Source organism: Polynucleobacter victoriensis (assembly GCF_900187875.1).
Lineage (GTDB): Bacteria > Pseudomonadota > Gammaproteobacteria > Burkholderiales > Burkholderiaceae > Polynucleobacter > Polynucleobacter victoriensis.
In genome coordinates this window covers 575,129-600,234 of the sequence record NZ_FYEX01000001.1, presented here as the reverse complement: position 1 = coordinate 600,234, position 25,106 = coordinate 575,129, and the positions used below count along the sequence as shown (strand labels likewise).

Sequence of the window (25,106 nt, the reverse complement as noted above, 5' to 3'; positions counted from 1 at the left end):
TGTCAGACTTTGATTGTCTATAAATGTGAGGATTGGAAGTAATGGCAAATAAGTTGCTGTATTTAGTTGATACTCTTGATTATGTCCGTAGTAATTGTTTTCAAAGGCAACTATATTCTGCTATGGAATATGGCTACGACATTGAGCCATTGGAAATTTTTCCATCATCACTGTTTCCCCTGAGGAGGTTTTCTGTTCGATTGGAACGGTATGACAAAGTTATTTCTGTACTTCGTTTGCGTACATTAAATGCAGTGTGGCCTTCACTTAAATCTTGGTTATTAAATACCCCTATCACTATTTATGATCAAGACCCATGGGAGAGTTATATAGACACTTCGCCAATTAAGGGTGTTTATAAAACTCTACAACGTGAGTTAAATGTGGAAAAAGTTTATGTAACAGCGCCTTGGTGGGCGAATCATCTTATGAATGATGGCATACCTGCATCGTTTGTTCGAATGGGGATGGAGCCTAGATTTTGTGATGTTGGACCAGGTATTAATGATAGACCAGTGATGGTTGGTTTTAGGGGGGCTATGCATGAACACAGAAGAATTGTATTCAATCAGTTGAAAAGCTCAGGAGTACCCATTGAAATCGGTGTCGGCCGGTTAGACTACCCGGATTACATGAATTATTTACAGACATTAAAATTTTTTGCACATGATGAATCTTCATTGCCTTGGATTTGTGACGGCGTAGAAATATCTAGAAGCACGGGTTGTTGGGTTAAATCAGTTGAAACAGTTGCAAGGGGTACTTTTTGTTTGCGCAACTTCCACAAGGAAGGTGAGGCATACAATTTGTCTAAATTACCGCTTATACAATGTTATCAATCACCTGATGAGGCTTCAGATTTGATTCATAAAGTAATGTCATTGCCAAATTCGGTTCAGCGAGACATGCAAGTTCACACTGTTGAACAGATTCGTACGCAGTATGATTGGCTAAATACAGCGCATAAAATTGTTACAGGGACTTGATTATTTAATTATCTAAAAGTGTGAAAAAATTACACAAACTTATGCTACCTTAATAATAAATGCCTGGCCTGTTGGCAAGATAATTGGTACCTCAGGTTTTTCTTTGAAGAATTGATCTACTGCAAGTCTTGCTCCTGGGCAGCTGGGGAAGCCGTAGTCATCGAATAATAAGACTCCGCCACAAGATAATTTAGGGTAAATAAATTCACAGCAATCCAAGATAGACTGATAAATGTCAACGTCGATATGTGCGAATGATATTTTTTCGGCATCTAAGTTTGAAAATGTTTCAGGAATAAGTCCTTGATGGAAAATAACATTAGGACATTCTTGAATTCTGTTTTTCACTGCTTCTAAGCTATTATCTGAAAAATCTCCTTCCTTATGAAGGTCAAATTTTGGGTGTGTGCTTGGCATACCGCAAAATGTGTCAAATAACCGAAGTTTTTTAGTGGTTGATGACGATCTAACTATATTAGCCAGTAGCATACCTGTGCCACCTTTGTATACACCACATTCCCAGAAGTTTCCTGGAATATTTTTTGCCTGACGTGCTAAGCTGTATAGAATCCAGATTCTTTCAGGCGAAACAAGTGTGTGTGGTTTAATTTGTGTGAGAATATTTTTGAATTCACCTAGGCCTAGCCATGGCGAAAAAAGAGGCGCGTAAAGCTCTTTATCAGGTATTTTTCTGCGTCGATTTTTAGGTAATAAATGGTTAACCACATCAATAATTATCGGAGGGAGTAATTTTCTTATAATTTTCTTAATTAGTGACATATGGGGAAAACCTTAATGCTGCGTATTTTTTGAAATTTAGCTAACTTAATTATATATTCAGAGGTATTCATTGGGTATTGGCGGAGACTTAATTTGGACCGGGGTGGTAAGAGGGGTGTCTGATAAAGATGGTCGGCCTGTTGTTGTTTGTAAAAAGCCGAAATTCACAGATTTGGTATTTGGAAGATTATTCAATGGGTATGAGTCATTGTCTGAAAATTTGATTTTTAAAGAAAACCCATACTTAATTTTTCTTCCGCCAGTATCAAAACGAAAACCGCGTTTATTTACAGTCATAGATCGATTTTTTGATCTTGTTTTTTCTCACAGTTATTTTAAGAAAAAATACGAGACATATGTATTTAAAAAATCTCAAGGTCTTGCTGATGAGGGCTGTAACAGATTAATCCATTTAGATATGTTAATTCACTCTTATGCAATATCTCAAACTGGCAATAGAATGATATGGAAAGCAGGTGGCCATGCGATTCAGGTTATAGCAAAAAATTTTCAAGTAGAAATTAACGCCCCTTCTCCAGAGATGTATTTCTCATCTGATGAGTTGAATTTTTCATCATTTTTTTTAAGTTCTAGAATTTTGGGGTCCAGTTATGTAGTTATTGAGCCGGGTACAAATATTGACTGGTTTGGCGACTTAAGAGCTTGGCCACTTGATCGATGGCAAGATCTAGTTTTTTTTATTAATAAAAAATATCCTGATGTCTCTGTTTTACAGATTGGGCTCTCCACCACAACATTGTTGCAAGGTGTTATAGATTTGCGAGGAAAAACCAGTTTTAGGGAAGCGGCACTAATAATAAAAGACTCTTTGTTGTTTGTTGGTACGGAAGGGGGCTTGATGCATGCTGCTGCCGCAGTAAAAGCAAGGGCCATAATTTTGTGGGGTGGGGTGACTTTACCTAGTTTTGCAGGCTACCCGCACTTACATAAAATTATTTCAAACTCAGTCCCCTGTGCTCCTTGCGGACAGCTAGGGTGGTGTGATAATGATAAAGTTTGTATGAATTCAATTCGGGTTGAGGTTGTTCAGTCAGAGCTTGCTAGGATGTTAAGTGAAAAAATAAATAGAGTGGACTTATATGAAAAATAGAGTGAGTAGACTTGCAATCAGGATCATGGAGAAGCGTGATATTGAGGATGTTAGACTTTTACACAATGATAATTCAGTTCTTTCTTTGCTAACTGATCCTCTGCATGTATCTGAGATATCTCAAGAAAAATGGTTTGAAGCAATCTCTGTTTCAAGGCAATCTAAGAGATACGTGGCTAGACTATTAGATGGTGACATATTTGTTGGTGTATTTAGATTGGATCAAATTGATTTGGTCAATAAATCTGTAATAGTTGGGGCAGATGTAATTCATACTTATCGCAGAGCTGGGTACGCAACAGAAATGTTCGAGTATTTTTTTGAGTATCTTTTTTTGCAGTGCGGTTTTAATAGGCTTAACTTAACTACTCTTGAGTATAACTACCCGGCGCGTAATTTATATTTAAAGCTTGGTTTTCAAGAGGAGGGCATTGAGCGCCTAGCTATTTTCCGCGATGGTAAGTACCAAAATCTTGTGCGCATGAGTTTATTGGCAACCGATTGGATGAGAAATCCTTGATATTAAAAAAATAGGTGTGTTTCAAAATGATTAGAGTTCACGTTACGGTATCTGAAAATTCGATACCATATTATGAGTATTTAGTGTCGAATTTTAAGAGGTTGAGTAGTGGTGCTAATGAGTTGATTTTCTATGCCCATTGCTTAGACTTGAAATCATTCAGGATTTTATCTGATGGACAAATGGCAGATAAATTGATTGAAGTGTATAAACATTCTCAATTTTTTGTCACTCAGAACTTTAAAGACTACCTTTGGCAAATTGCAACTTATATTGGTATTTACAGACCAATGAAAGGCTCAAATGGCCATGCAGCTGGGTTGAACTCGTCATTCGCTATCGCTGGAGGTGAGGGAATAGATATTATTAGTGACTCAGATATTGTGATGTTGATGAAAGATTGGGATGTCTGGGTTACTGATTTACTTACAGAATATGGAATCATAGGTACTAGTTATGAACCCATAGGAGGAAAGAGTTCTGGATTTGGCCTTGTTCAAACATATAAAAATAAACCAACATTAACTTGGTGTGCCCTTGCTAGTCGATATGATTGGAAGGATATTGATACCTCACCTGAAAAATCATCAAACATTAAGATAGATAGTAGTGAATTGTCTGACTTATATAATTTGCCCGTTGGCTATGAACTTGTTAGAGATGTTGGTTGGAAAATACCAGGTTTTCTATGTGGAAAATCAATACCATATCTCGCGCTTGCTCAAGTTAAGTCAGATTCGCCATTGTCTTTCATTAAGACGGGTGAAAATTATCATGAGGAGTATCAATTTAATGGTGTTCCCGTACTTGCTCATCAACGCGGGTCTCATCAACACTCATTCAGGCAGAGTGTGATTTCATCTTCTTTTTATGATGCTTGTGACAGTTATCTGAGTGCAAAATTTTGATAAAAATTTTTCCTAAAGTATTGCGTCGATTAAGTGCGATCATTCTCAGGCTTAATAAACATATATGGTTTAGTAACTCCTGCAGAATGTTTGTGTACAAGAAATTGCTTAACATCCCTATAGGTAAGCAAAGTATTATTTGGGCTGGTAATAAATTTAATGATGTCTCGAGTTTGTCTATAGCTGACAACGTCATTATTGGCCCAAATAATGTATTTCTTATTCGCGGGGGCTTGAAGATTGGTAATAATGTAAATGTATCAGGATTTAGTTTTTTTATATCTCAGGCTCATGATGTAAATGACCCTATGGGTCATACCTCATTGAGTGAAATAGTGATTAAAGATGATGCATGGGTAGCAACAAATTCAACAATACTACCTGGCGTAACTATTGGTAAGGGTGCCGTGGTTTGTGCTGGTGCAGTTGTTACAAAGAGCGTTGATGATTATGCTGTAGTTGCTGGTAATCCGGCAGTAAAAATTAAAGAAAGATGTCCGCGAATTGATTATAGGTTAAATGATGTGAGCGGAATAAAATGGCTTTAGTGGATGTTAAGGGTACAAAATCAAAAACCCTCTATCTTTTGGTTACTTGTTCTATGGATGTCAATAGAGCAAATTTGGCTAGAGCAGTAATACAGAATCTAAAAGAGCAGAATGAGGAAGTTGCTTTTTTTCGTGATTTATTAATTTTTGATAACAATTCAAAATATCAAGATCATTTTAAAGATTTCCCAGTTGGTGTCAAGGTTGCTTACTCTAACATTAATATTGGGTATTGGAGTGCCATTTACTGGGTTCTGAAAAATTATCAAAAAATTTTCCAAAGAAATTACCAGTATATTTACATCATCGAATCTGATTTGTATCATTTTGGTCTAAGAAAAATTAGCGATTGCGAACTTTTTTTAGATAAAAATTCAAATGTCGGTAGCGTTAGGACGCAAGAGTTTTCGGTTCGTTGTAGATTTTTGTATGATAAAAAATATGCGTGGTTTCCTTGGCCTAAGAAAAATTCGGTGGTGAGCCAGAGAAACGCAATAACAAACGAGAAAGTGTGGTTTAAAAAGTTATCTTCGACAGAGTCGATTTGGGTAACTAATTTTCACACTAAATTACCCGCCTTGAATCGTATGTCTGCTATGGTAAGTGTTTTTGATAGATTGGCGGCTAGCTCAACAAAAATTACTGAAATTGAATTTATGAGTTTTTATCATGATATTTACAAGCTAACGGGTTTGCTAGACGGTGGCGCATTTCGGATATTGAATGATATCAACTCCCCGGGACTATCTGGTAGCTACTCACCCCAAGAGGTACTAGATAGATCTGGATATCGAGGCACGAGAGTTGATCAAATTATTGTTGATGGCTTCGACGTCAAAGTGGTTTGAAGTATGGTCCTGGGGCTTTTAAATGTCTACTCACATCAGCTATAAATGTTACAAAGCAGGGGTTTATTCAATAGCGTATACAAAATGCACAAGGCATAGAAATGCCTCAGAAAGCTAAGTAATGAAAACAATTCACTTTCCGAATGTTAATAAATTTTTCTCAAAAGGCGCAGAATTTTTTGGAAAAAAAATCTTAGCACTTGGATTTTTATCAGTAATTGTTGGTGCCATGATATTCATCATAGAGCTTTTAATGGCATATTCAATACAGTATTTTCTTTTTGCGCTGGGTATTGGTGATCCTCAAAAAGTTACAAATGCTATAGATTTGTCAATATGGGAATTATCTTTGTTTGAAGCCTTATTATTTTTTTTGGTAGTGATTAGTACCAGGAGTATTTTAGTTTGGTTTCAAACATATAGTGCTAGCATCATTTCCGTTGAGTTCGAAACTTTGAGTAGAAAAAGGCTTTTGAACTGGTCCTTAAGTAATCGCTCGGCACAAGTGGCAGACGTTTCCAGTATGTTTAATGAAAAAATTGTTGGTGCCAGCAACTTCATTTCTTCATGTTTAGGTAGCGTTAGTCGATTGTTGGTGATGACATTGCTTTTAGTTGCTTTAATTAAGTTGTCTGTTGAGGTAACTATATTATCAATTGCAATGCTTATGCTAGTTTTTTTCCCAGCAAAATTTATCACTAAAAAGGTTAGGCTAGCATCAAATAGTATTCATCGTGAGTTAGATTTTTCTATAGAAAAAATAATTAAGGGTGTGAAAAATATATTGTTCTTGCATATTCATGGGCTTTATAAGAAGGAAATTCGTGAGGTGGATATTCATTTATCAGAGTATTTGACTCAGTATAAGAAGTATCATTTTTGGGTTGGTATGAAACATACCTTCCCTCAAGTTTTGGGTATTTGGCTTTTGTGTGCTGTTATCTTAATTAGTAAGGATCGAGAGTTAATAGCAGATGTGGTCCTGGTGCAGTTTTTTTATTTGTTTATAAGATTTATTCAAAATGCAGGTGAGGTATCAAATCTTGCATCATATTTGAGTTTAACTAGACCTAGATTTTTGGCTGTTTGGGATCGTTGGAATGAAATGAGGTCTTGGACTGACGATTGGGTAGAGGGTGGGAAAGATCCCAAATTGTTTGGTGGTTTGATAGGTTGGAGGTTTGAGGGTGTTTCGTATGCTTATCAAAATGGAGTTGATGTAATAAGTCAGTTATCAATGGATATCATGCCTGGTGAGGCATTGATTATTACTGGTCCATCAGGCTCCGGTAAGAGTACTTTCTTAAGTCTTATGCTCGGTTTGGTTAAGCCCACACATGGGCAGATATATATTCAGACTAAATCTGAATCATTTTTAATAGATGAGGCTAGACCTCAGTTGTTAAATGCTGTTGGCTATGTGGGCCCCGAAAACTTTGTGATTGCAGGATCTTTTCGCCAAAATATTCTGTATGGTTGTCAGCGGTCATGTACAGATGAAGAGCTAAAATCAGTTATTAATCAATCTGGATGCTCATACATTTTTGATTTTCCTCTTGGTATTGAGCATCAGTTGACTGAGCAGGGGGAGGGACTATCTGCAGGGCAAAAACAACGCTTAGGTTTGGCTAGAGCTTTGTTGAGAAAGCCAACAATTTTAATATTGGATGAGGCTACAGCAAACTTAGATAAAAAGGCTGAAGTGGCGTTGGTAGACACCTTGGCTGAGCTAAAATCTAGTATGACTATAGTTGCAGTTACTCATAGAGAAGAGTTATTGCGTATAGCTGATAGACATTTGACATTGCCAACAATATAACTGGGAAATATATGAGACTCTATTTGAGTATATTGAAATCGAAAATTTTTCGATTTTTTGGCAGATCGCTAAGGGTAAAAGATTCATGGGAGGGAATGCCCTCCCAGTTTCATGACATGGCCTCTTTTTTAAATTGGTTTGATGCGGCTAAATCAGTCGATGAGTCCTTGAGGAATGCTGAAATCGATTGGGATGGACGTTTTAAACAAGTAGAGCAGTTCAAGTTTGTGCCGAAAAAAAATGCCCTAGAAATTGGTTTTGGTGGGGGGCGATTATTGTCTCAGTCAGCAAAAGATTTTGGCCATGTTTACGGGGTTGATATTCATCATAACTTTGAGATGTCAAAGTTATTTTTAAATAGCCAAGGAATTAAAAATTTCACTCTACTTCATAGAGATCAAATTGACTCAGTCCCAGACGGTAGCATTGATTTTGTTTATAGTTTCATTGTTTTTCAGCATTTTGATTCCATGGATGAGGTTGATTTTTACTTGGATCAAATAGACAGAATTTTGTCTACAGATGGGGTTGCGCATATTTATTTTGGAAAAAATCAGAGTGATGGAATTAAAGTAACCTCGGAAAAAGATTTCATACTCAGGGATTGCAGCCTATTTATCAATCCTGTTGCGATGCGGGATCGCGTAAGCACTCGATTTAATGTGATTGCATATTCAGATGTGTTGCCTAAAAAATTAAATGGTGACTTTGGGGAATCTGTTCAGGCAATGATTCTTTTTAAAAAACAGGTAAACCATTGAGAAAAGATTACATATCTTTGGTAGATCTTGATGATCAAGATAGTGAAATAGACTTTATTGAGAAGTATTGGACTGGCGTCTGGGATCGAGCAGGTGGTCCAACTCAAAAATTTGATAGGGTATTTAGACAAGAAGAGTACAAGCTACTCAAAAAGTACATTACAAAAAGCAATCCATCAGATTATCGAGTTTTAGATGGTGGTTGTGGTCTTGGTCAGTGGGTGCTTGCACTGAGTTCGCTTGGGTTAAATTGTACTGGTATTGATATCAGTAAAAAAACTGTTGGGCTTCTCCAACAACTATTTCCTTTTGGTAATTGGGTTGTGGCTGATATACGTTCTACAGTTTTTCCAGATAATCATTTTGATTTTTATTATTCATGGGGAGTTTTTGAGCATTTTGAGTCTGGTCCTCGAGATTGCATTTTGGAGGCGCGACGAATTTTAAAATCAGATGGTTTACTTTTTTTGACTGTGCCATTTGATAATTTAAGGCATGCATTCGGCGAGGCAGCCGCAAAGAAAAAATTCTCAGTCGATACACGTTTTTATCAATATCGATTTACAAAGCTAGAGCTAATTCGAGAGCTAAATATAGCTGGATTTGAGGTAATCCATATCACACCAATACATAAGCGCCAGGGTGTTCTGCGATTTTTGGAGGGGGCGATTGGCTTGCCCCATGCTTGGAGATTTTCTAGAGTTCTTGCAGCTCTTTTGGCGCCAGTATGCCCAGCTTCTATTTTTGCCCACATGTTATATGTGGCAGCAAAAAAGAGTGCTAAATTAAATTAATTTTATGCATTTAAAAAACAGCATACGTTCTATGTGGTGCTTAATAGTGTCAGCGTGGACTACATTTACTGTTTTTACTTGCAAGAAGGATAGACCTATTCACCCCAAATTATTCTATGCTGGGGCAAGATCGGGAAGTTTGGGTGGCCCACTCGTCAAGGTTGCACGATTACAGCAAGTTTTTCCAGAGCATCTGACTAATTATAATGTTATCTATGCACTCTCAAATGCAGCCTACTTAAATCAATCTGCTGTAAAAGCAATTAAAAGAAAAAATATTCCATTATTGGTTAATCAAAATGGTATTTTTTATCCCGGCTGGTATTCTGGTGATTGGCGTTTTATGAATAAGAAAATGTCAATTATTTATCACCATGCAGACTATGTTTTTTGGCAAAGTACTTTTTGTAAAAATGCTGCAAATCAATTTTTGGGTTTTCGAGAAGGGCCTGGTGAAGTTTTATTTAATGCTGTGGATACAAAAATATTTATACCTACGTTATATCAAAATAGACCTTTTACTTTTTTGGTAGCAGGTAACATGAGTGATGATGTTGGTTATCGCATATTTAATGCAATCGACGGTTTTAGGCTTGCTAGAGACAGTGGATTGCAAGCTAAATTATTAATTGCTGGTAGAGTAAGTCCAAATTTAAAAAAGGCTATAGATGAATATGTGCGAAGCTATGATAGCTTCCATCAGAATATCTGTCTTTTGGGTCAGTATGAGCAAAAAAATGCTCCAAGCCTATATGCTCAAGCAGATGCTTTTATTATGACTAAATACAATGATTCATGCCCTAATACAGTTATTGAGGCAATGTCATCAGGCTTGCCAATTATTTATTCAGATAGCGGCGGCGTTCCTGAGATGGTTGGTAATCAGGCTGGTGTTCCGTTGAAGGTGCCTCAAGGTTGGGATGATATTAATCATGTTCCTAGTGTCAATGATCTTGCTGATGCAATGATTTATGTATCTAAAAATCATGCTGAAATGAGTATTGCCGCAAGAAAACGTGCTGTTGATAAGTTTGAAATTACAAACTGGTTACAGAGGCATAATAAAATTTTTCACCATTTTTTAGTTAAATAAATGAATAATATATTTATATTAATAGTTAATCTAACCTCATTTATTTGGCGAACCATTCCATCGCCTTTGAGAAGATTTTTGATTAAATCAATATTAGTTATTGATACACGTGGCTCAAATCCGGTGAACGGTTTGAAGCAATCTTTTTTTTATAGAGATGTTATTGATTGGATCATTAATGAGCGTGCAATTGTTTATGGTAATGGTATCCATCCAAAGCATGACTTGACTAAGTACCATCAATTTTTCATTAATGAAATTAGAGATGGCGACTCTGTTTTGGACGTTGGTTGTGGCTATGGTGCTGTTGCCAGAAGTATTGCAAATACTTTTCCATCTTCTCATGTTGTGGGTATTGATTCATCAAGTGAGAGGTTAACTCAGGCAATCAATTCCGAAAAATTTAGTAATTTATCTTATATACAAGCGGATGTACTACATTATAAATTTCAGAATAAGTTTGATGTTGTTGTTTTATCAAACGTACTTGAGCATATTGATGATAGGGTTGCTTTCTTAAAGCAATTAATAAAATCAACACGAGCATCAAGAATGCTAATTAGAGTTCCATTATTTGAACGGGATTGGCAAATGCCAATGAGAAAAAAAATTGGGGTGAATTACTTCTCAGATGATGATCACAAAATTGAACATACAATTTCTGAGTTTGATCATGAAGTTGATGACGCTGGTTTAAAAATTTCAAAAAAATATTTAATTTGGGGTGAGATATGGGCGATTTGTACAACACAGTAAGACATTATTAATAGTATGTCTGAAAAATTAAGTCCCCTGATTAGTGTTATTTTGCCAACGTACAACGCTGGGCCAGATTTATTTTTAGCTGTCAAATCTATATTGATGCAGACATATAATAACTTTGAATTGTTACTAATTGATGATGGATCTACGGATGAATCGCTATCTTTTTTGAAGGGTATAAGAGATGAGCGCTTAAAGATATTCAAAAATTATAAAAATATGGGTCTCTCTTATAGTCTCAACTTGGGCATTGGTTTGTCAAACGGTGAGTTCATTGCAAGAATGGATGGTGACGATATTTCTTATGTGGATAGATTTGAAAGGCAAGTTAAATTTCTTATGGCGAATCCTGAAGTTGACTTGCTGGCGACTAAGTGTGTTGTTTTTAGTGGGGGTAAGAATGAAGTGCTGGGATATTTACCCTTTGAAGAGACGCATGAAAAGTTAATTAAAAATATGGTATGGTCTCACATACCTATGCCACACCCATCATGGATGGGTAAGAGTCAGTGGTTTAAAAATCATCTATATAAATTTCCTGAGGTGGAAAGAGCAGAAGATCAGGAACTCTTGGTTAGGGCCAGTCTTAATAGCAGGTATCATACTTTGCCAAATACATTGTTGGCCTACAGATATTCAGAGCAGTCAATTCAAAAGAAATTTGTTGCAAGAAAGTCTTTATTCTTTGCAAAAAATAGTTTTTTTCTAGAGAAAAAAATGTACTTTTGTAACGTGGCTAATTTCTTAGGAACTTTTATAAAGTTAATTAGTGATTGCTTACCAATCCTAACGATTGCTAGAAATCTATTTAAAAAAAATGACCCCGTACTTTGTGATGAGAAAAAAAATTTTTCTTGCCTAATGCTTGACCTACGCCGTTAGATATTAGTTTTATGAAGAAAAAAATATGTATCGTTTGCACCACTCCATTAACTATTCATTTTTTCTTTAGGGAACATCTTTGTCGCCTTTCTGATTTTTCAGAGGTTAATTTGCTGGTTAATTTAAATAATGAAAAATTTACCCCTGACATGGGGTTGCCGGTCAAAGTGATTGACTTTCCAATCACTCGTCAAATTAATCTTTTTTCAGATATTACAGTACTGCTCATATTGATTAAGCATCTAATGTTGAATAAATATGATTTAGTCTGGGGCATTGGCCCTAAAGCTGGATTGATATCTATGCTGGCATCCTGTATTTGCCGCGTTAGATGTCGTTTATTTATATTTCAGGGCGAAGTCTGGGCATCAAAACGAGGCTTGGGCAGATTTTTGTTGAAAACACTCGATCAGTTGACGGGCCGACTTGCTACTTCAGTTTTGGCTGTTGGATCTTCTGAAAAGACCTATCTGGAATCTCAGGGAGTGGTGAATAAGGGGAAAATTCAAGTTCTTGGTTCAGGATCTATTTGTGGCGTTGATTTTAAAAAATTTCAACCTAATAAAAAGATTAAGGAAACGCTCAGATCTGATTTATTTATTCCATTGCGGGCTCGCGTTTGTTTATTTTTGGGACGAATTAATAAAGATAAGGGTATTTTAGATTTGGTGGATGCATTTAAGTTGGCCCATCAAGAATCACCCAATTTATTTCTATTGATTGTCGGCCCCGATGAATTTGGCTTGAGCCAGCTGATTCGATCTAAGCTGGCGGGTTATGAACATACATACAAACTATTAGATTTTGTACGTGATGCTGAAAAATATTATTCTTTGGCAGATTTTTTCTGCTTACCTAGTTATCGTGAGGGTTTTCCTATCTCAATACTAGAGGCTGCGGCATGTGAAATCCCAACTATTGGGTCAGATATTTATGGAATCAATGATGCATTAATTGATGGCGTCACAGGTATTCAATTTCCAGTTGGTGATATCTCTGCGTTGAAAAAATCCATGTTAAAGCTTGCAGATGACTCTGCATATTGTGAAGATTTAGGGATTGCTGCAAGGAATCGTTCTCTTTTGAACTATGAGAAAACTATGGTTTGCGATCGCTATATCAATTTTATGAGGGGATTGCTTAAAAATTAGAGATAATTGTCGCTATGAAAAGATTCTTTGATATCTTGCTAGTCATGTCTTTTGCTCCTGTTTGGCTGCCTCTTTATGGTTTAGTTTTTTTTGTGGTGCTAATTAGTTCTGGGTTTCCCGTAATTTACTGGTCAAAAAGAATTGGCAGGGGTGGTGTAATTTTCCTGATGCCAAAATTTCGTACCATGAAGCTTGATACGCCAACTGTTGCCACAGATTTATTAATCAATCCTCAGCAATATTTGATACCTTGGGGTCGATTTTTAAGAAAAACTAGTTTGGATGAGTTGCCGCAACTAATATCTGTTTTACGAGGTCAGATGTCGATTGTAGGGCCTAGACCAGCCTTATTTAATCAAGAGCAGTTAATTCGGCAGAGGGCCTTAGTTGGAATTGATATGTTGAGGCCTGGTTTAACTGGATGGGCGCAGGTCAATGGTCGTGATGATCTCAGTGACCAAGAAAAAGTTTCTTATGATCAGCAGTATCTGCAACGTCAGTCATTACTATTTGATATAAAAATAATTGGGTTGACGGTGTTGAAAGTGATTAAAAGTGATGGGGTGGCCCATTGAGTAAAAAAAATACACCAGTTTTTTTGCAAAATCTATTTATCGAGTTGCCTAGGCCGCTTAAGAAGACTTTTGTTTTAGTTGTTGATGGGCTACTTATTTTATTGGCGACCTGGTTAGCATTTTCATTACGACTAGATAGCTGGATATTACCGAAAGACAGTCAGTATTGGGCCTACTACTTAGCCTTATTATTTTCTTTGCCTACATTTATCGCTTTTCGATTGTATAAGGCAATTTTTCGTTATGCAGGTCAATTTACAATTATTGCAATAGCTAAGTCATCATTTTTTTATGGCATCGCCTTATTTATCACGCTCAATTTATTTTTTAAGCCGGAAGAAATCCCACGTAGTATTAGCATCATTCAACCAATCTTGGCTTTTTTACTAGTCAGTGCTAGCAGGTTCTCGGCTAGATTTCTACTGGGTCAAGTTTATCGGAATATTTTTGCTTACCAGAAGCGTCCCAAAGTCTTGATTTACGGAGCCGGACAGTCTGGACGGCAAGCTGCATATTCAATCAGAGCTGCCGAGACCATGACGGTCATTGGTTTTATTGATGATAATAAAATATTGCAGGGTGGCATGATTGATGGCTTAAAAGTTTATGGAGCAAACCAACTTTTGCGCTTGAAAGAAGTGGCTGGTGTGACTGATGTTTTATTGGCATTGCCTTCCATTAGGCGGTCGCGTAGAAGTGAGATTTTGGCTGAACTATCAAGGCATCATGTACATGTCAGATCAGTTCCTAATCTTGCAGATTTTGCAGATGGCACATTGCATCTAAGTGATTTAAGAGAAGTCGATATTGATGATTTATTAGGCAGAGATGTTGCTCTAGCACTCGATACTAATGACGCGCTACATGAGGGCAAGGTTGTTTTAGTTTCTGGCGCTGGCGGCTCTATTGGTAGTGAATTGTGTCGTCAAATTATTCTTCTGAGGCCTGAAAAATTAGTCCTCTTGGATCACAGCGAATTTAATTTATATGCTATCGAGCAAGAGCTTTCTGATTTGATCAAGCAAAAAGATTTAAAAATCAACATAGTTCCTAAGCTGGCAAGTGTCTTAGATCAGAAGAATCTATTTGATATTTTAAAGTTAGAAAAAGTTCAGATTATTTACCACGCCGCAGCGTATAAGCACGTGCCTCTCGTTGAATCTAATATTGCCACATCAATTAATAATAATGTTTGGGGAACTCTTCATCTTGCCAAAATTGCGCACGAATTAGAGGTTGAGAAATTTATTCTGATTAGTACCGATAAAGCTGTTAGACCAACTAATGTGATGGGGGCAAGTAAACGTATTGCTGAGATGATTCTTCAGGCTCTCGCAGATAGAAGTTCAAGAACTTGTTTTTCAATGGTTCGATTTGGCAATGTATTAGGCTCTTCTGGATCTGTGATTCCTCTCTTTAGGAAGCAGATTCAAGATGGAGGTCCCATTACATTGACTGATCCTGAAGTCACTAGATATTTTATGACCATCCCTGAGGCCGCCCAATTGGTTTTACAGGCAGCCAGAATGTCTCAGGGTGGTGAAGTATTCATATTAGACATGGGTAAGCCTGTGAAGATTTTGGATTTGGCCAAGAAATTGATTGAGCTATCTGGCTTGAGTTTGAGAGATGAGGAAAATCTTCATGGAGATATAGAAATTCAGGTGACAGGGTTAAGGCCTGGTGAAAAACTCTATGAAGAATTACTGATTGGCGATAATCCTGAGCCTACTAATCATTCTAGGATTATGATGGCAAAGGAAAGTTATGTTTCATGGGGCCAGCTTGAGATATTGTTGACAGAATTAAATAACGTTTTACTTGCTAACGATCATATGATTATTAAAAAACAATTGAGTCGTATAGTTATTGGTTATAACGCTAGTGTATAGATTGGGATGAGCCCTGATCATTTTTAGGGCTATAAATTTCTTCTCTAGACAGCATAGCCCCTAGCCAAAACCAAATAAAGTGCCCTTCATGAAATGTTGAAAAGTGTGAGTTTGCCAGGCTTGTTGCGCACCAACTGGCTAATACACTTAATCCAATTAATTTGTAAACTGGCGTCACATTCGTTGATTTAATGGCAGAAAAAATTATCCCCAAAAAAACAAGTAGACCAATGATGCCTTGCTCTACTGCTATCTTTAAATACTGGTTATGTGGATCATTTGTTTTTGTGGCTGCTGGGCCATTTAAACCTTTAATTTCTTGATTTAATGCTTCTTCAAATGATCCGGTTCCTAATCCAAATAACGGATTTTTTTTAATCATATTGATGCTATGAGTCCACCAGTAATAACGTACACCCATAGATCCAGCATCACCCTCACTCTTTACTTGAGTAAATTCTTGTATGCCTAGCTTAATTCTTTCTCTGGATGTTTGAGCGGACAAGAATAAAGCTGTTGTTATTGCACAGATTAATGTCAGAAAAATAATTTTTCTCGTTAAGCTTGTGCGGTTAATTTTATGTAACGTAAACAACAAAATTAAAACTAATGTCGCTAGATAGCCACTTCTGCCTGTAGTGATAGTTGTGATATTTAGTAAAAGTAGAATAATAAAAGTAACTGACAATATTTTCATAAGGAGCGATTTATTTTTTGCTAATGTTGGTAAGCTTAAAAAAATCGCAATTGCAAAAAAAATTCCCTGAGTGGCATGATTTTTAATCACAATCCCTATTGATGATGTGTAGAAGTATTTCTCCGGAAAAAGGTAGCTTAAAAAAGACCAGATTAGACAGATCGCTGATGTGATTAGGAAGATTTTGACTAAAAGTTCTTTTTGGGGTGAAGAAAAAATTGCTGCATAAGCAAATGGCAATATGAGTATTTTTCTCCAACCATTGACCATGCCCCAGGTTATGTTCGGGGGCGCAATGCTATAGGTCGCAGAAAAAATAATAATGCCGTAAAAAAGTAAAACGGCAATACACAGAGGAGACCGGAGGCTTTCGACAAGTCGCGCTCTAAGAAACTTTGAAGTGATTACAGTGATGACTAATAAAGCTTCAAAAAAATTAACGGCTGGCGCTGAAAAAAATAAAGCAATTAAAAGACCAATCGTGATCAATTGAGCAAGTTTTAATTGTTTAGCTTCAAGAGAATTGACAGCTGGCGTATTCATTTTTTTCTAAAGATACCTGTGATGTTGTAGAAAGTTTGCGGCAAGGTTCTTCTCTTGAGTTTTTTCCATTCAAAAATAAGCCTATTTAATATAGGACTCTTTTGGCTCCTGCTCTTATCTAGAGTGGTGGGAAACAGACCAAATACGCTGCCCTGTGTAATTAATGGTTGTCTAACCCAATATTGCTTAATCCTGCAGTCATTATCAATTTTTACAGTTGCATGATCTGCGGGCAGATAAATCTTGTTTGATTCCAGCCATGCCAATCTTTTTTGTATGGCAGGTAGGTCAGTGATGTAGCCCTCAGCTGTAGGCATATTGAGTTCGTATAAGATGCTATGGCTTAGGAAAAATTCTTTGGGCACTTTTGTATCTGCGCCACCTAAAAAAACTAAGTACTCCTGTGGTATTTTTTTGATTTCTTCTAGGAGTTTGGTTAAATTCTTGGTGAAGTTTTTGTTTAGTACAACGTCATCTTCAAAAACCAAAATTTGTTTATAGTTGTTGAGAACTGCATTTCTCCAAGCGGTGATATGCTTGAGGGTAATAGATTTAGCAGCTGGTGAAAGATTTGAGTCTTTTAAAAAAAACTGCTTATCTGTTTTTTCGTCAATATCATAAACGTCATAATTGAAAATAAACTCAAACTGTAGGTTATGTTTTTTTAGTTCATTCTGTATGTGATTAATCCTATCTGTAAATGTTTTAACAGAAAGGACATAAATTGGCGGAAATGATGTTGACACTTTATTTAGATTTTATTTGTTAATATTAACATTATAGGTCAGACTTCAATGAGCTTAGTTCCTGTGTTGACCTTCTACTTCACCTTTATACCTACTTAATTTACTATGATTCTATTGACAGGGGCGACTGGTTACATTGGATCCCATACTTGGGTTGAAATGTTAAATGCTGGCTATGATGTTGTTGGTCTTGATAACCTTTGCAACTCGAGCGATTTAGTGTTGGATAGAATACGATCAATTACTAAAATCCCCCCTATTTTTGTGAAATCAGATGTTTGTGATGAGCAAAGTTTAAGAAGAGTATTCCAGCAGTATCCAATTGATTCGGTGGTACATTTTGCTGCTTTAAAAGCAGTGGGCGAGTCAGTTCAAAAGCCAATGAAATATTACAAGAATAATGTTGGTGGAATTATTAATTTATTAAATATTTGTTCCGAGTTTTCTTGTAAAAATTTTGTTTTTAGCTCTTCAGCCACTGTATATCACCCAGAAAATCCTACTCCCTACCTCGAGGATATGCCCTTGGGGCCAGCTAATCCATATGGATGGACAAAGATGATGTGTGAGCAGGTGCTAAGAGATTATGAGCTTTTAGATTCCAAATTCAAAGTAGCATATTTGCGCTATTTCAATCCCGTGGGCGCACACCAGAGCGGATTGATTGGCGAGAATCCAATGGGTGTACCTAACAACTTAATGCCCTTCATTGCTCAAGTGGCTGTCGGGCGACGTGATTATTTATCAATCTATGGTGGGGATTGGCTGACTATTGATGGTACTGGCGTTCGTGATTACATTCATGTTTCAGATTTGGCAAAAGGACATGTTGCTGCTATCAACTATTTATTGAGGGATAAAAAATCCTTAACGGTCAATTTAGGTACAGGGCAGGGCACTAGTGTCTTGGAATTACTTAAGGCTTTTGAGATTGCAACTGGGCAAGTTATACCTTACCGAATTATTGACAGGCGACCCGGAGATATTGCAACTTCATACGCCAATGTTGATGCCGCAAAAAAAATGCTTAATTGGTATGCAAGACTGACGATTCAAGATATGTGTGAGGATGTTTGGCGTTGGCAAAAAAATAATCCAAATGGGTATTGATTGGTATAGGGTGAATTAATTTGAATAATAATTTTTTTTTATTGTGTAAGTCTTATTCTGGAGATTATTTGCGTGTTATTAATCTTTGGAGAAGTGTTCTTAAACATAATAAAGACAAGATACATTTTTATCTTTGCATACCAGAAGTTGACTACGATTTTTTTAACGAAAAATTTATGTGTGAGGGTGACTCCTCAATCACTTTAATTAAAGATGAAGATATTATTGAAAAATTGGGTCGGAGCTATTTAGAGCTTTACAAAAAAACGGATGGAAGGCTCAGCCAGCAGATAGTAAAAAGTCAGTTTTGGAAATTATTTCCTGAGCCAATTAATTATTTATGCTTAGATTCTGAATCAGTGTTTACGCATGATTTTTATATATCTGATTTTGTCAATGTGGATGGTTCGCCCTACACAGTACTGCATGAAAATAAAGATTTTTTAGAGTTTGCACTAAGTAAGAATAAAACTAAGGTTGTTGAAAACTACAATGCAGATTCAATTAGGATGATGAGTTTATTTGGGCGTAAGGGTCGTATATATGACTTTGGTCCAACACCAGTAATCTGGTCATCTAAAGTGTGGGAAAGTTTGGAAAAGTATTATCTAATCCCTCGGGGCATTAGTTTTTGGGATGCAATCATTGCGAATCCATCAGAGTTGAGATGGTATGGTGAATCTCTATTGGCATATAAAGCCATAGATTTGTATCCTATTGGTCCGCTAATGAAAGTCTACCATTATGATTGGCAATTTTTCTCTGAAATGAATTTTTATGGAGATGCTTCTGGTTCCACATATTTAGGATATCTCAAGCAGTCTAATTGGGACTTTAGTTTGGATTACGGTGATCAGGCAAAAAGGAAGTCATATTTATCGCGCATGTGGAGGTGCTTTAAATTTTATTTTTTAAAACTTTTCTCTTAATCATAAATATATTTTCTTCACTAAATTCCTGATTTTCTTTTTAAATCTATAGCCTTGAACAATTAACTTGTCATAGTCATTTAATTTATGATGTGATGGGGTGTCAATAAATACATCTTTGAATGATTTCATGACTACACATGGATTAAAGAGTGTGCTGTACGCATCCCAGTCTTTATCATGTTGAATCGTCCTATTGAATCCCAACAGAATTTCTTTTAAATCTTTATGGCCTTTGTAAAAAATACCTTTAGACCCAAGAATATCAATGTGACTTCTTTGTGGTGAGAATGCATAGGTAATCACAGGCTTATTTTTCATTGAAAACTCAGCACATGCTAGACCAAATGTTTCTCCAATTCCTCTAGCATGAATCATTCCATCTGTTGTGTTAATGAATTCAGCTTTAACTGATTGCTCGGAGTCTCCAGGTAAAAAAATCGCTCTCTGATGGTTAATAAAGCGATCAATATTCATAAATATAAAAAAAAGATCACTTCTAGTATTAATGACCTCATCGACAACTTTTTGTACAAACTTTAGGTTAAAGCTATCAGAGCCACCGTAGCATCCCAGAACTGTAGCATTTTCAGGAATGCCCAATTTTTTTCTCATATTTTCATTGGTTGGGTGAACTTCCACTATGTGTGGAACATGAGGTAATTTTTGATTCGAATATTCTTTGGCTAGCCACTTCGAAACAAAGGCGTAAATGTCACCATGAAATTCGCGGTGATGCTGCGGAAACACAGTATGTATTACTGACTTGCAGTGCTTGAATGTTTTGGCATCATTTTCACCAAATTTAATAAAGTAACCAATGTCCACACCTTGATTTTCCGCATGCTTTTGGGCGTCCCTAAATTCATGATAGCCATATACTGGAAATTGCGACTTGAATTTTTCTAGAACTTTAGGGTGTGTTGGATTATTTGCGTTGTGAATGATAATTGATTGATTTCCAAGAATTTCTTGATTGTATTTGGCATAATCATAGAGGGCGATCTCGGTCCCTCGTAAGCTGATACCCTCTGTGTGAAATGAAATTTTCATAGTGAATTAAAGCCACGGTTTTTTGCTAAAAAAACGATCGAGCATTCTATAAAAAGATCGTTTAATCTTTTTTATACCTCTGATGGGGAGTCGATCAGGTCTATCTTCAATTGTTGTGGGTTCTTCTGATGACTTAATAGGGTATGGTTTGATAGCAAAAATATTTGCTTGATGGTATTTGGCGTGTTCTAAAAAGTGATCTACTGGCTCAAAAATATTTCTGCTATGTTTTAATAAGTTTGCAGCTGCTTTGGGTTTTATTATGTATCCAGTTGTGCCTAATGGATCATGATTATTTCTTACAAGAGAGTGTGTTTCATTAATTTTATGAATAAATTCATGATCTGTTTTTGAAATTCCTTGCAATCTAATAATGTCCCAATTGACAGGAGTTGATAAGATGTCATTGACGACATTATCAAAAGATGTCGGTATCTGAAAGTCGTCTTCTAATATTAATAATGACTGATTTCTCTCACAGCATAGTTGCCAAGCTTTTTTGTGAGATAAAAAGCAACCAATTTCACTTGGGCTTAAGCTAAAGCCAAGAAGTTTTTTAACTTTCTTCTCGTTGTATTCTTCCGGGGGCGTTTCAAATAATCTACCATCCACGGCATCTAAAAATTGCCAGTCTAGATTCGATTGTTTTAACTGATCTTGAGCAGAATTTCGCCTAGCTGTAGCTCCAGTTAGTGAAATAACCACGATCAGTAAATTATTTTGCATAGTCATTGATTTGCGTTGTCTGTGTGTATGATGTTGAATGTTACAGCACTAACATCTTGGTATCTATGAAATATAAAAAATGGTTGATCATCTCTCATGCGTATAACATGGATGGCAGAGCATCTAGCTTAACTGTGACAGATAAAATTCCTTATCTGCTAGAGCAGGGAATTGAGCCAATCATAATAAGCGCGGTCACTGGTGAGAAGGATCGTCATATACCTCATTATCAGCTGCTGCCTTGGGGGCCATCAGGCTTACGTTTTGATTTTAGACATTGGTTTGCCACTAAATTTGGCCGTGGTGCGGCATATAAAATATGCACACCAATTGTTTCTATAGCATTATTACCTTTTGTAATAATTGAGAGAGTTTTGGTTGGGTTGTCTAGTCAATCATCTTGGGCTTTGCCTGCAGCACTAAAAGCAATTTTTTTGATAAAAAAGCAGCGTGTTGACTTGATATATTCATCTGGCGGAGCTTGGTCTGCACATTATGCAGCTTGGGTAGTAAAAAAAATTACAAAGATACCTTGGGTTGCAGAGATACATGATCCTATGGTTATCCGCGTTGATTCATACGATGATGGTTTAGGGGCATGTCGGGCTAAAGATGCTCGTTTTTTACAGCGATTAGAAACTTTGATTTGCAAGGATGTTGACTATGCTTGGTGGTTTACTAACGGTGCTCTAAGTTATGCTAAGAAACGTAATTTGGAGTTGGGTGATAAAGGCTTTGTTATTTTTCCAGGCTCAGAACCGCCTGGCTGCAAATTACCTTTGCCACTTGTACATCAGTACGGTGACCATCTAAATATAGCTCACTTTGGGTCTCTTGCTGCAGATAGATCTTTGGAGCCGGTTTTGTATGCGTTGAAAGAGTTGTTTGAGCAATTCCCAGAAGCTGCTAACTACATTAGATTGAATATTTATGGTGCAGGGTTGGACGAAATTTCAAAGCACGCTGTACATAAACTAAAAATGCAGTCAATCATAAATCTTCATGGCAGAGTTGAAAGCGATCCCAGTACTGGCGAAACTGGTCGTGAACGAATTATGAAAATAATGAGAGGATGTGATGTTCTTTTAGGGCTTCATGGTAAGGATGAGTGGTGTGCTGAATATATACCATCTAAGTTATACGATTATTTTTGGACTAATCGGCCAATTTGGGGGATTACAAATCGTAATGAGGAGTTAGATCAAATGTTGTCTGTGCGTGGTGGGTATTTGAGTCATACGCAAGATCCAAAATCCATATTGAGGACGCTACAGTTAATATGGGGAGATTGGCAAAAAAAATCTTTAAAGGTTCCCCTGTTTCAGCCCGTTTCACCAAAATATGCAGTCAGCCAAATTCTTAAAAAAGTTTCAGATATTAAGTGATGTGCTGATCATTCAGCACTTTTCATTTTTAAGAAGGCATACATCAATTGACCTAAGTGCAAGTAACCGCTGGTTGATAGGTGGGTATCATTTGGCAAATAGAGATCTTTAATTGTTGTTTTAGTCATCATGAAGTTGCTTAATAAATTTGGCCCGATCATTCCAATTTCGATTCCTTCCCAAAAGTCTAGTGGGATATTTCGCTGGTAGACGCTTGATTTATTTGGGATAACCAACCAACTGACCTGATACTTTGAAAAGCGAGCATTTATCTTCCTTATTTCTTGCAGCGTTTCAATCCTCACTGAACTTTTTTTGTAATCTTGGTGGTAAAAAAGTCCAAAATTGCAAAGATTATGACTAAAGAGATTGCAGCCATTGTTTATTGGAAAAATATAAGCACTCTTGGATCTTTTGTTGAGTAATTGCCATGAAGTGTGATGATGGTTTAAAAGTAAAGAGTTAATTTTTGTTTGTATTCCTGCCGCAAATTGACCTGACGTATTTATGACTGGGATAGGTTCAGAAATGGCTTTTTTATGGGTGCTAATTTGGGGCAGAGTTTTTTTAGTGTGTTGGCATTTAAGAGATTCTGCCACCTTATTTTCTACGCCAAGTTCAACTACCTCAAAAATAATATGCTTCCCAGTAAATCCTGATAAGGCTACCATCTCTTCAAAATTTTTGCATACTGGCCCAGTCAGATCCCAATGATAGGTTGCTGGCTTTAGGCCATTTTCTAACATAATGCTTTGCCATTCCAGGCTTATTGAAAAACTATCACCAATAACAAGCACGTCTGCCTGGTTGATTGGGTGTGAGATGAAATTATGCTTTTTGATAGTGGGTTGCATAATTTTTGATGAGAAATCTTTCTCTGAAAGCTTGCCGATTCTTGTTAAATCCCCAACATAATTTACCTCTGTTAACGATAGCCAAACAATTGGAGTGGATATTAGAAATAAAATACTGAACAGATAACAGGATTTTTTGATATATGAATTTCTATTATTCATGTTAGAACTGTAAATACAGAAATGGGTTGTAGCTGCCGACCCGATTAATGCAATACATCATGATGGCAAACAAAATAAGGGTGCTTAGGTAGTATTTAACTTTAACTGGAATTTGCCTAGTTTTTTCATCTAGCTTAATTAGAGATTCTTTGAGTTCATGATTGGGTTTCCCTAGCCAAATAATCAAAAAAGATACTAATAAAAGGTTATATAAAGTTGAGGGCTTTAATGTGGCAAATGCCCAGTCTAATTTGACATTTTCGAATCCGTTTAAACCAAATAAACCTCTGTAAATAGGAAGGGCTTGATCTATTTGCTCAATTCTAAATAAGACCCAAGTGAGGCAAATGATGATGAAGGTAGAGGCCCAAAAGAAAGGTTTCATCCACTTGTTATTGAAATATCTTCCTAAGCCGGTATCTGTCCATAAATGATTGATGCTTAGTAACAAGCCATGAGCCGTACCCCAAAGTATGAATGTCCAACTTGCTCCATGCCAGAGCCCACCTAAGACCATGGTGCTTAGTAGATTGATGTAGCGTCTTACGTTGCCCTTTTGATTACCGCCAAGTGGTATGTAGAGGTAGTCGCGTAGAAATGTAGATAGTGATATGTGCCAACGCCTCCAAAACTCAATAATGTTTGTAGCTTTGTATGGCGCATTGAAGTTGATTGGCAGAGATATTCCAAAAAGTAGTGATAGGCCAATTGCCATGTCTGTGTAGCCAGAAAAATCAAAGTAGATTTGAAATGTATATGCCAAAGTGCCCAGCCATGAGTTTGCAAAGCTTGGTGATGAGTTAGTAGTGATGGCATTAAAGAATGTGTCTGCATACTCACCTATTGGGTTAGCAATAAGAATTTTTTTTGCTAACCCAATAGTGAAAATGGTTACCCCTAAGGCTATGCTTTGATAGTTGAGTTGGTAAGTTTCTTTTCTTGCAAATTGCGGCATCATTTGAGCATGGTGTAAAACTGGACCAGCAATCAGATGGGGGAAGTAGGTGACAAATAATAGGTAGTGAGTAAAGTTTTTCTCTTTAACTTTACCCTGGTAGCTATCCACTAAAAAAGCAATCTGAGTGAAAGTGAAAAAAGAAATGCCAATTGGTAAAGCAATGTCTAATGGGCTTATTTTTTGTCCGCCACTTAATTGAATAAAGAAGTTGGTGTTTTCAATAAAAAAATTGGCGTATTTAAAAAATGACAAGACGGTTAAGTTAAAAATCAGCCCAAGTATTAGGAATTGTTTTTTTTGGGATTGGGATATTTTTAAACCTAATTGGTAGTTGACAATAATTGAACCAATTAATAGCGGTAGTGATTGGACGCTAAACCATGCATAAAAAATTAGAGAGGCTAGACCTAAAAATCCTGCAGCTTGGCTATGATTATTTTTTGCAATAACAAAAAAAAGTACAAAAACTATAGGTAGATAGCCAAATAAAAATTCGTAAGAATTAAAAAGCAT

The 25,106-nt window shown here is 36.5% G+C and carries 25 protein-coding genes; 18 read left to right on the top strand and 7 right to left on the bottom strand.

Translation table 11 applies throughout. The features are described 5' to 3' along the window. The first annotated feature begins 41 nt into the window (after positions 1-41). On the top strand, positions 42-986 hold the full coding sequence (locus CFR83_RS03115) for a hypothetical protein (RefSeq protein ID WP_088812516.1): 945 nt from the start codon (positions 42-44) through the stop codon (positions 984-986). A gap of 39 nt (positions 987-1,025) precedes the next feature. Here the strand turns inward: CFR83_RS03115 and CFR83_RS03110 are convergent, their stop codons facing one another. Next, positions 1,026-1,766, bottom strand: coding sequence for a TylF/MycF/NovP-related O-methyltransferase (locus CFR83_RS03110; protein WP_088812515.1), 741 nt, complete (start codon positions 1,764-1,766; stop codon positions 1,026-1,028). Positions 1,767-1,881: 115 nt separating this feature from the next. Between CFR83_RS03110 and CFR83_RS03105 the strand changes: the two genes are divergently transcribed. The 14 genes from CFR83_RS03105 (at position 1,882) to CFR83_RS03040 (ending at position 15,430) form a co-directional block, all read left to right on the top strand. Then, positions 1,882-2,877 carry a glycosyltransferase family 9 protein gene (locus CFR83_RS03105; RefSeq protein ID WP_088812514.1) on the top strand — a complete coding sequence of 332 codons (996 nt, stop codon included), beginning with the start codon at positions 1,882-1,884 and terminating at the stop codon, positions 2,875-2,877. After that, positions 2,867-3,397 carry a GNAT family N-acetyltransferase gene (locus CFR83_RS03100; RefSeq protein ID WP_088812513.1) on the top strand — a complete coding sequence of 177 codons (531 nt, stop codon included), beginning with the start codon at positions 2,867-2,869 and terminating at the stop codon, positions 3,395-3,397. The genes CFR83_RS03105 and CFR83_RS03100 overlap by 11 nt, the downstream gene beginning before the upstream one ends. Before the next feature lie 26 nt (positions 3,398-3,423). Then, positions 3,424-4,305, top strand: a complete 882-nt coding sequence (locus CFR83_RS03095) for a hypothetical protein (RefSeq protein ID WP_133062456.1) — start codon at positions 3,424-3,426, stop codon at positions 4,303-4,305. 92 nt (positions 4,306-4,397) lie between these two features. Continuing rightward, positions 4,398-4,853, top strand: a complete 456-nt coding sequence (locus CFR83_RS08450) for an acyltransferase (RefSeq protein WP_279304971.1) — start codon at positions 4,398-4,400, stop codon at positions 4,851-4,853. Continuing rightward, the gene (locus tag CFR83_RS03085) at positions 4,844-5,701 is read left to right on the top strand and encodes a hypothetical protein (RefSeq protein WP_088812510.1); all 858 of its coding nucleotides are present in this window, start codon (positions 4,844-4,846) and stop codon (positions 5,699-5,701) included. The genes CFR83_RS08450 and CFR83_RS03085 overlap by 10 nt, the downstream gene beginning before the upstream one ends. 121 nt (positions 5,702-5,822) lie before the next feature. Next, positions 5,823-7,520: an ATP-binding cassette domain-containing protein gene (locus CFR83_RS03080; protein WP_088812509.1), complete on the top strand. Its 1,698-nt coding sequence runs from the start codon at positions 5,823-5,825 to the stop codon at positions 7,518-7,520. 95 nt (positions 7,521-7,615) lie between these two features. Next, entirely contained in the window at positions 7,616-8,281 is a 666-nt protein-coding gene (locus CFR83_RS03075; protein ID WP_165765044.1) for a class I SAM-dependent methyltransferase, read from the top strand. Continuing rightward, the gene (locus tag CFR83_RS03070) at positions 8,278-9,075 is read left to right on the top strand and encodes a class I SAM-dependent methyltransferase (RefSeq protein ID WP_088812507.1); all 798 of its coding nucleotides are present in this window, start codon (positions 8,278-8,280) and stop codon (positions 9,073-9,075) included. The genes CFR83_RS03075 and CFR83_RS03070 overlap by 4 nt, the downstream gene beginning before the upstream one ends. Before the next feature lie 4 nt (positions 9,076-9,079). After that, the gene (locus tag CFR83_RS03065; RefSeq protein WP_088812506.1) at positions 9,080-10,168 is read left to right on the top strand and encodes a glycosyltransferase family 4 protein; all 1,089 of its coding nucleotides are present in this window, start codon (positions 9,080-9,082) and stop codon (positions 10,166-10,168) included. Continuing rightward, a complete protein-coding gene (locus tag CFR83_RS03060; RefSeq protein ID WP_088812505.1) occupies positions 10,169-10,924 on the top strand; it encodes a class I SAM-dependent methyltransferase in 756 nt (251 codons plus the stop codon). Between the two features lie 15 nt (positions 10,925-10,939). Beyond that, the gene (locus CFR83_RS03055) at positions 10,940-11,812 is read left to right on the top strand and encodes a glycosyltransferase family 2 protein (RefSeq protein WP_088812504.1); all 873 of its coding nucleotides are present in this window, start codon (positions 10,940-10,942) and stop codon (positions 11,810-11,812) included. Between the two features lie 11 nt (positions 11,813-11,823). Next, the gene (locus CFR83_RS03050; protein ID WP_088812503.1) at positions 11,824-12,963 is read left to right on the top strand and encodes a glycosyltransferase; all 1,140 of its coding nucleotides are present in this window, start codon (positions 11,824-11,826) and stop codon (positions 12,961-12,963) included. 14 nt (positions 12,964-12,977) lie between these two features. Then, a complete protein-coding gene (locus tag CFR83_RS03045) occupies positions 12,978-13,538 on the top strand; it encodes a sugar transferase (protein ID WP_088812502.1) in 561 nt (186 codons plus the stop codon). Continuing rightward, positions 13,535-15,430, top strand: coding sequence for a polysaccharide biosynthesis protein (locus CFR83_RS03040; protein WP_243383329.1), 1,896 nt, complete (start codon positions 13,535-13,537; stop codon positions 15,428-15,430). Before CFR83_RS03045 ends, CFR83_RS03040 begins: the two co-directional genes overlap by 4 nt. Here the strand turns inward: CFR83_RS03040 and CFR83_RS03035 are convergent. Both CFR83_RS03035 and CFR83_RS03030 read right to left on the bottom strand, forming a co-directional pair. Then, positions 15,420-16,670, bottom strand: coding sequence for an O-antigen ligase family protein (locus CFR83_RS03035; protein ID WP_088812501.1), 1,251 nt, complete (start codon positions 16,668-16,670; stop codon positions 15,420-15,422). The genes CFR83_RS03040 and CFR83_RS03035 overlap by 11 nt on opposite strands. Next, positions 16,667-17,416, bottom strand: a complete 750-nt coding sequence (locus CFR83_RS03030) for a glycosyltransferase family 25 protein (RefSeq protein ID WP_088812500.1) — start codon at positions 17,414-17,416, stop codon at positions 16,667-16,669. The genes CFR83_RS03035 and CFR83_RS03030 overlap by 4 nt, the downstream gene beginning before the upstream one ends. A gap of 105 nt (positions 17,417-17,521) precedes the next feature. Between CFR83_RS03030 and galE the strand changes: the two genes are divergently transcribed. Further along, positions 17,522-18,526 (top strand): UDP-glucose 4-epimerase GalE, encoded by a 1,005-nt coding sequence (gene galE, locus CFR83_RS03025; protein WP_088812499.1) that lies wholly within the window; start codon positions 17,522-17,524, stop codon positions 18,524-18,526. A gap of 20 nt (positions 18,527-18,546) precedes the next feature. Continuing rightward, positions 18,547-19,455: a DUF6492 family protein gene (locus CFR83_RS03020; protein ID WP_133062455.1), complete on the top strand. Its 909-nt coding sequence runs from the start codon at positions 18,547-18,549 to the stop codon at positions 19,453-19,455. Here CFR83_RS03020 and CFR83_RS03015 read toward each other — a convergent pair whose 3' ends face one another. Together CFR83_RS03015 and CFR83_RS03010 are read right to left on the bottom strand one after the other, a co-directional pair. Continuing rightward, complete coding sequence (locus tag CFR83_RS03015) at positions 19,456-20,508, bottom strand: hypothetical protein (protein WP_088812497.1); 1,053 nt, start codon at positions 20,506-20,508, stop codon at positions 19,456-19,458. A 6-nt stretch (positions 20,509-20,514) separates the two neighbouring features. Next, a complete protein-coding gene (locus CFR83_RS03010; protein WP_088812496.1) occupies positions 20,515-21,240 on the bottom strand; it encodes a glycosyltransferase family 25 protein in 726 nt (241 codons plus the stop codon). Positions 21,241-21,299: 59 nt separating this feature from the next. Between CFR83_RS03010 and CFR83_RS03005 the strand changes: the two genes are divergently transcribed. Then, on the top strand, positions 21,300-22,619 hold the full coding sequence (locus CFR83_RS03005; protein WP_088812495.1) for a glycosyltransferase family protein: 1,320 nt from the start codon (positions 21,300-21,302) through the stop codon (positions 22,617-22,619). A gap of 8 nt (positions 22,620-22,627) precedes the next feature. Here CFR83_RS03005 and CFR83_RS03000 read toward each other — a convergent pair whose 3' ends face one another. Both CFR83_RS03000 and CFR83_RS02995 read right to left on the bottom strand, forming a co-directional pair. Next, a complete protein-coding gene (locus CFR83_RS03000) occupies positions 22,628-23,635 on the bottom strand; it encodes a hypothetical protein (RefSeq protein ID WP_088812494.1) in 1,008 nt (335 codons plus the stop codon). A gap of 1 nt (position 23,636) precedes the next feature. Further along, on the bottom strand, positions 23,637-25,106 hold the full coding sequence (locus tag CFR83_RS02995; protein WP_088812493.1) for an MBOAT family O-acyltransferase: 1,470 nt from the start codon (positions 25,104-25,106) through the stop codon (positions 23,637-23,639).

Coding starts and splice junctions, on each gene's coding strand:
- CFR83_RS03115 (WP_088812516.1), top strand. CDS start 42: ATGGCAAATAAGTTGCTGTATTTAGTTGATACTCTTGATTATGTCCGT.
- CFR83_RS03110 (WP_088812515.1), bottom strand. CDS start 1,766: ATGTCACTAATTAAGAAAATTATAAGAAAATTACTCCCTCCGATAATT.
- CFR83_RS03100 (WP_088812513.1), top strand. CDS start 2,867: ATGAAAAATAGAGTGAGTAGACTTGCAATCAGGATCATGGAGAAGCGT.
- CFR83_RS03095 (WP_133062456.1), top strand. CDS start 3,424: ATGATTAGAGTTCACGTTACGGTATCTGAAAATTCGATACCATATTAT.
- CFR83_RS03085 (WP_088812510.1), top strand. CDS start 4,844: ATGGCTTTAGTGGATGTTAAGGGTACAAAATCAAAAACCCTCTATCTT.
- CFR83_RS03080 (WP_088812509.1), top strand. CDS start 5,823: ATGAAAACAATTCACTTTCCGAATGTTAATAAATTTTTCTCAAAAGGC.
- CFR83_RS03075 (WP_165765044.1), top strand. CDS start 7,616: ATGCCCTCCCAGTTTCATGACATGGCCTCTTTTTTAAATTGGTTTGAT.
- CFR83_RS03065 (WP_088812506.1), top strand. CDS start 9,080: ATGCATTTAAAAAACAGCATACGTTCTATGTGGTGCTTAATAGTGTCA.
- CFR83_RS03060 (WP_088812505.1), top strand. CDS start 10,169: ATGAATAATATATTTATATTAATAGTTAATCTAACCTCATTTATTTGG.
- CFR83_RS03055 (WP_088812504.1), top strand. CDS start 10,940: ATGTCTGAAAAATTAAGTCCCCTGATTAGTGTTATTTTGCCAACGTAC.
- CFR83_RS03050 (WP_088812503.1), top strand. CDS start 11,824: ATGAAGAAAAAAATATGTATCGTTTGCACCACTCCATTAACTATTCAT.
- CFR83_RS03045 (WP_088812502.1), top strand. CDS start 12,978: ATGAAAAGATTCTTTGATATCTTGCTAGTCATGTCTTTTGCTCCTGTT.
- CFR83_RS03035 (WP_088812501.1), bottom strand. CDS start 16,670: ATGAATACGCCAGCTGTCAATTCTCTTGAAGCTAAACAATTAAAACTT.
- galE (WP_088812499.1), top strand. CDS start 17,522: ATGATTCTATTGACAGGGGCGACTGGTTACATTGGATCCCATACTTGG.
- CFR83_RS03015 (WP_088812497.1), bottom strand. CDS start 20,508: ATGAAAATTTCATTTCACACAGAGGGTATCAGCTTACGAGGGACCGAG.
- CFR83_RS03010 (WP_088812496.1), bottom strand. CDS start 21,240: ATGACTATGCAAAATAATTTACTGATCGTGGTTATTTCACTAACTGGA.
- CFR83_RS03005 (WP_088812495.1), top strand. CDS start 21,300: ATGAAATATAAAAAATGGTTGATCATCTCTCATGCGTATAACATGGAT.
- CFR83_RS03000 (WP_088812494.1), bottom strand. CDS start 23,635: ATGAATAATAGAAATTCATATATCAAAAAATCCTGTTATCTGTTCAGT.
- CFR83_RS02995 (WP_088812493.1), bottom strand. CDS start 25,106: ATGCTTTTTAATTCTTACGAATTTTTATTTGGCTATCTACCTATAGTT.